This window comes from Tissierella sp. (assembly GCF_052089545.1).
Lineage (GTDB): Bacteria > Bacillota > Clostridia > Tissierellales > Tissierellaceae > Tissierella_A.
In genome coordinates this window covers 2246-7618 of record NZ_JBQDAA010000113.1, presented here as the reverse complement: position 1 = coordinate 7618, position 5373 = coordinate 2246, and the positions used below count along the sequence as shown (strand labels likewise).

The window sequence follows — 5373 nt, the reverse complement described above, 5'->3', positions numbered from 1 at the left end:
TTGTATTTACAATGCATAAGGGCCTTTATTCTTTGATTTTACTGCAAAACTCAAGGTATATATCAAGATTGTAAATTAGTCAAGAGTTTTATTTGAATTGTGGAAGTTATTATGATTATCCATGAATGGGATGCTGATTGTAATAGTAACTTACAAAATGGTTGTGCCATTATAGGAATGAAAAGCCATCAATATTCATTATTGGTGGTTATAATATAATAATTATTTAGTTTCGTCTAATATGAAGAATGCGTTGCTGCCATTCCGAGGAGCGTAGCGACGAAGAATCTTTGTTTTGACCCTAAGATTCCTCGACTGGCTCGGAATGACAAGAATAAATGCTTCGCACTTACCTACTAATACGGAGCAAGGCTACTTAAGGATCAAAGAAATATTGAAAATAAGGAGTGACTTATGAAAGATGTTTTTCCTTTCATGGAACGACGGTTTTCAATATTTCTTGAACCAAGCTTAGATTCTTCGCTATGCTCAGAATGACAAACTTCTTAGATACGCTTAAATATACTAATGCGTATTTAACTTATTAATATCATATCACTTCTTATCAACTATGTTAAAATTATAAGCTTAACTCCATATGTTTTCCATTCTAGTTTAGCTTTTCTTCATATTTATTTTCCACTTCATTGTTTTCAATGATGGAAGCATTTTTTCCATCTTTACCAATTCTATTCAATAAGGTTCTCCATTCTTCATTTATCGAATGGTAAAAAATCCAATCGTCTGTAATCCCAAGGCCTATTTCATCTAAACGAGCATCTCCATCTAATTCTAAAACATTATTTCCATCCAAATCCATTCTGTATAATCCCTTATTGCCAAGTTTATCCTCTTCACCCTTTAGAGTATAAAATATCCATTTATCATCTTTGACAAAACTAAAAGTCTCTTCATTTGATAATTTTTCTATTGAATTATCCTTAAGAGTTAATCTACATAGTTTATAGTCTTCGTCTATATAATATATGTAGTCACTGTCTGCAACTAAGTCTCTTGCTTCTGTTTTTAATAGTAACACTTCTCCACTTCCATCTTGATTTATCTTTTTTAAGTAATATTTTTCATCCTCTTCATAGCAATAATATATTTTTCCATCATATATTGTCATGTCTCTTACATCCCTATTGACTAGAACTTCTCTATTTCTTCCATTTAAGTCCATCTTATAAAGATTATATTCGGGTGCTCCTAAAAAATAAATCCAGTTTCCAAATATACGCATGTCAAAAGAATATCCTTTGAAAACTGTATTTACAGAGCTTCCATCCATCTTCATTCTTTTTATTTCATCAAATTGTCTATAAAATATCCAATTGTCCAAAATGTTTATAGTGTCTTTGCTGTCTTTTCCTGGTCTAATAAATAAATCTTCTGTACCTTTAAACTTTTTGTCACTTTTATATATAGTCGTATCTAAGGTATAATAAAATGAATCTTTTGTTTCTGCAACTATACCATAGTTATTAATATTGCTTTGATTGTTTCCTTTTAAAGAGTTATCTTCTATTTTTATTTGCTCAATTTTACTAAGTCTATAATCTTCAAATTTATCGTATATTTTTTCTATAAAATCTGTTTCCAATACTACTATACCTAGTACAACAAGTGTTATTAAAAGAAGATACGATCCTATTTTCCTATTATTTAACTTCACATGCTCAGCCCCTTTAAGTAATTTAAATATATAAATCTCTTTTAGGATAAAATATAAATGTTCCTACTAATCCTCCTGCTATTATGAAAATAGAAATAACTATAAATGTGAGTTCCAGTTTCATACTATTTAAAATTTCTCCTCCATCAAAATATTTAAATGGTGTAATGTATTTTAAGAAGTCTACTTTATCAACTATATTTATAAGTGAAGATATTATAAAAGTTATAAATAGTATAGTCACAGATATATTTCCAGATTTTTTATATCTTTTATTTATAGACGCAACTAACATACCTATACTTAGAAATATCATCTGGACAATAAATATAGCTAAAAATAATAGTCCTATAAATTTATAAAAACCTTCGTCTTTTTCATGGTTTATACTAGTCAAGATAGTTATAGATAAGCTTACAAAGTTTAGTATTATTACATTTATAATAGCCGCTATAAGTTTACTTTTGACTACTTGTTTTCTTGAAACAGGTAGTGTAAATAAATATTCTGCTGTACGATCTCTTTCTTCTTTGGAAATAATATTACTTCCTAGTAAGACTGCATGAATTCCCAGTAGTAGATAAATATAAAGGGCTATAGCACTAATAAACCCACTTAGGCTAGAAAGAGTCATAGCTCCCATACCTAAAGCTTCTAGCATAGCTTGGGGCATAGAATCCATTAAATCATTTATCTGAGGATTGTTTGCAAAGGACTCGTATTCTATCATCCATACAAATATTAAAAATATAATTGAAAGGCTCCAAATAATTGTAGATTTTAAATTTGATTTTAACTCTCTTTTAACAATATTCATTTTACACACCTCCTATACAGAATCTATATCTTTCCTATTGTATATAAAAAAACTAAATATTAAAGAAGCTCCTATAAGACCAAATGATATAATCATTAATTTTAAATCATAATTTCCTTTTAAAATGCTACCCGGTTCAAAGTAATAAAATGGAGTAAAAAAACCTAATATATCACTGTTTACAATCTCCCTAACTGTATTTATAACATATAAACCAATTGAAAGTCCCATAGAAAAACTTAATACACTTCTTATCTTTTTAAATAAAAGCGAAATAAACATACCAAGACTTAAAAATAATAATTGGAAAATTGGTATGGTTAAAAATAACTTAAGCACATTTTTAATATTATAACTTTCTCCTCCACTAAAAAGTTCTAAGGATATAAAACTAGCTATAGATATAATTATAGCTGTGATTATAAGACTTAAAAGCGAAGCAAAAAATTTACTGAAGTAAACTTTACTTCTAGATACTGGCTTTGTCATTAAAAAGTCTGCTGTGAGTTCTCTTTCTTCCATTGTAAGTATTGAAAATCCATAGTTTGCACTTTGAACGGCTATAGCCACTTGTGCCATTGTAAAGGTTAAAGTAAAGTAACCCATAAGACTAGCGATAGATAATCCTTCCCTAAGACCTAAGACTTGTAACATTTCTTCTGGAAAACTTTCCATTAGGGATTCAAGTGCTGAACTGTCCTTGCTCATACTAGGGAAAAAGGCCATATAAAATATTAAAAAAGCTCCTATAGAAAGGCTCCAAATTAAAGTAGATCTTTTTTTCATATTAAATTCTTGAATAAATACATTCATTCTTAGCCTCCTATTCGTAATAATGCATAAATATTTCTTCTAAGCTTGGCTCTTCTATACTTATATCATTTAGATTTATAGAGCTAAGGATTTTAGATATAATATTTATATCACCTTTATAGAAAAAACTGATCCTATCTTCTTCTTTTACTAGCTTTGTAACTCCATCAATATTGAATACTTCCTTGTTTATGCTATCCCCTAAAATAGAAATCTTTTTATAATTGTTTTCTCTAAGTGTCTTTATGTCAGCAGTTTCTATTATAGAGCCCTCTCTTATGATAGCTACTCTATTACAAAGCTCTTGAACTTCTCCTAAGATATGAGATGAGAAAAATATTGTAGCTCCTTTTTCGTTTTCTTCTCTCATTAGATTAAAAAATTTTTGTTGCATAAGTGGATCAAGTCCGCCTGTGGGTTCATCTAAGATAATAAGTTTGGGCTCATGAAGAAGCCCTTGAACTATTCCAACCTTTTTCTTATTTCCATAAGATAAATCCTCTATCCGTCTATTTAAATCTAGTTCCATGATACCAGCTAATTCCTTTATTCTTTTACTACAATCTTTTTGGTAAAAGCTTGCTGAATAGTTTAAAAGATCTTTAACTTTCATTTTATCATAGTAAAAGATCTCAGACGGAAGATAGCCTACATCTTTTCTAACTTCAGGGCCTGATTTTTTTATCTCCTTTCCAAATAACTTTGCTTCACCGCTACTTGGATATATAAGACTTAATAATAGCCTAATAGTAGTAGATTTTCCAGCTCCATTTGGCCCTATAAATCCAAATATTTCTCCTTTTTCTATATTTAGATTTACATCTTTTATACCTAAGGATTTACCATAATATTTTGTAAGATTTTTAGTTTCTATTATTCCCATACTAATGATCCTCCTTAAAAATAAATCAACAATCTATAACTGATTGTTGATTTATTTAATTTATTTATTCAATTTATTAGCTTATTCTTTATTTTATAATTTTAATTTTCTTAAATATTTCCTTAAATCCAAACCATGACAGTCCAGATATAGCAGCTATAGAACCCAGCTTACCACCAACTCCTATAAATACGCCTTCTGCAAGAATAAATATAATTCCAGATATAATACCTACTACTATCATTTCATATATCTTAGGAAATTTATCTGTAGATACCATTGCAGCATATGAAACAGTTGTTGCAACTATAGCCAAGGTACTTCCATCTTCAAATATAGCAGGCAAGAGTAAGCCCGATAATAAAGTTACTATAGCTGAAGCAAGCACTGGACCTTTTTTAAGATGTATACTTAAATAGTAGGTTATACATGCTGCAGTAACAGCTACAATCAAAATTCTGTAATCCATTTTTGTCCCCCTATTAAATGTTAAATAAATTTAAAATGATTCTTGTAAACTGTGTAGAAAATGCAATTGAAGTGCCACCTTTACCTCCAAGTCCTGCATATATATCCTTTGAGAATATAATTACAAGACCGGCTATAAGTCCTGTAAGAGCTGCTATATTAGCAGAAGGTATTATTGCTTGTGAAGACATTCCTACAAATGATGCTGTATAAAATGCACCTGCCAGATTGGCTGGAAAAACTAAAGCTGAAATTACCCCTACAATACCACTGGCAACTAATGAACCATGTCCTAAATTATGATTGATATACCAAGTGAGTAGTGCAGCCAATCCTGAACCTGTAAATATTATTATGTTGTTCTTAGTCATAAATCTTATATCTTTTGCTTTTATTTTGTTTAACCATTTAATTTCATAATAATTATGAATTAATCCTATCCCTACAAGTAATATTACTATGGATGTTATAATTCTAGAATACAAATGTAAGTTTTGTACAAATACTAGGAATAAAAGACTAAAGCTTATTAAACCATAAGCAATAAAAAACAATATTCTTTTAATACTATCTCCTCCTTTTAATTTATTATAGATAAATATCTATCATGTGTCAATATACCCATTTTTAAATATTATAATATACTAATGTATATTATAATATTTATTGACATTTATTATTTATAGTATTATACTTTTATTGTAAACCAAAATATAA

Annotated in this window: 6 protein-coding genes; all 6 read right to left on the bottom strand. The window is 28.8% G+C overall.

Annotated elements, in window-relative coordinates; genetic code table 11:
• Positions 1–610: 610 nt before the first annotated feature.
• Complete coding sequence (locus ACTHW2_RS08650; RefSeq protein WP_442263546.1) at positions 611–1675, bottom strand: DUF5050 domain-containing protein; 1065 nt, start codon at positions 1673–1675, stop codon at positions 611–613.
• A 22-nt stretch (positions 1676–1697) separates the two neighbouring features.
• The gene (locus tag ACTHW2_RS08645) at positions 1698–2492 is read right to left on the bottom strand and encodes an ABC transporter permease subunit (protein ID WP_442263545.1); all 795 of its coding nucleotides are present in this window, start codon (positions 2490–2492) and stop codon (positions 1698–1700) included.
• Positions 2493–2504: 12 nt separating this feature from the next.
• On the bottom strand, positions 2505–3305 hold the full coding sequence (locus tag ACTHW2_RS08640) for an ABC transporter permease subunit (RefSeq protein ID WP_442263544.1): 801 nt from the start codon (positions 3303–3305) through the stop codon (positions 2505–2507).
• Positions 3306–3315: 10 nt separating this feature from the next.
• Positions 3316–4188 carry an ATP-binding cassette domain-containing protein gene (locus ACTHW2_RS08635; RefSeq protein ID WP_442263543.1) on the bottom strand — a complete coding sequence of 291 codons (873 nt, stop codon included), beginning with the start codon at positions 4186–4188 and terminating at the stop codon, positions 3316–3318.
• A gap of 88 nt (positions 4189–4276) precedes the next feature.
• Positions 4277–4657: a hypothetical protein gene (locus tag ACTHW2_RS08630; protein ID WP_442263542.1), complete on the bottom strand. Its 381-nt coding sequence runs from the start codon at positions 4655–4657 to the stop codon at positions 4277–4279.
• 13 nt (positions 4658–4670) lie between these two features.
• Complete coding sequence (locus ACTHW2_RS08625) at positions 4671–5210, bottom strand: hypothetical protein (RefSeq protein ID WP_442263541.1); 540 nt, start codon at positions 5208–5210, stop codon at positions 4671–4673.
• Between the last annotated feature and the right edge of the window lie 163 nt (positions 5211–5373).

What these genes read in the sequence shown, in the direction of transcription:
- ACTHW2_RS08630 (WP_442263542.1), bottom strand. Translation starts at nt 4,657, where the DNA reads ATGGATTACAGAATTTTGATTGTAGCTGTTACTGCAGCATGTATAACC.
- ACTHW2_RS08635 (WP_442263543.1), bottom strand. Translation starts at nt 4,188, where the DNA reads ATGGGAATAATAGAAACTAAAAATCTTACAAAATATTATGGTAAATCC.
- ACTHW2_RS08640 (WP_442263544.1), bottom strand. Translation starts at nt 3,305, where the DNA reads ATGAATGTATTTATTCAAGAATTTAATATGAAAAAAAGATCTACTTTA.
- ACTHW2_RS08645 (WP_442263545.1), bottom strand. Translation starts at nt 2,492, where the DNA reads ATGAATATTGTTAAAAGAGAGTTAAAATCAAATTTAAAATCTACAATT.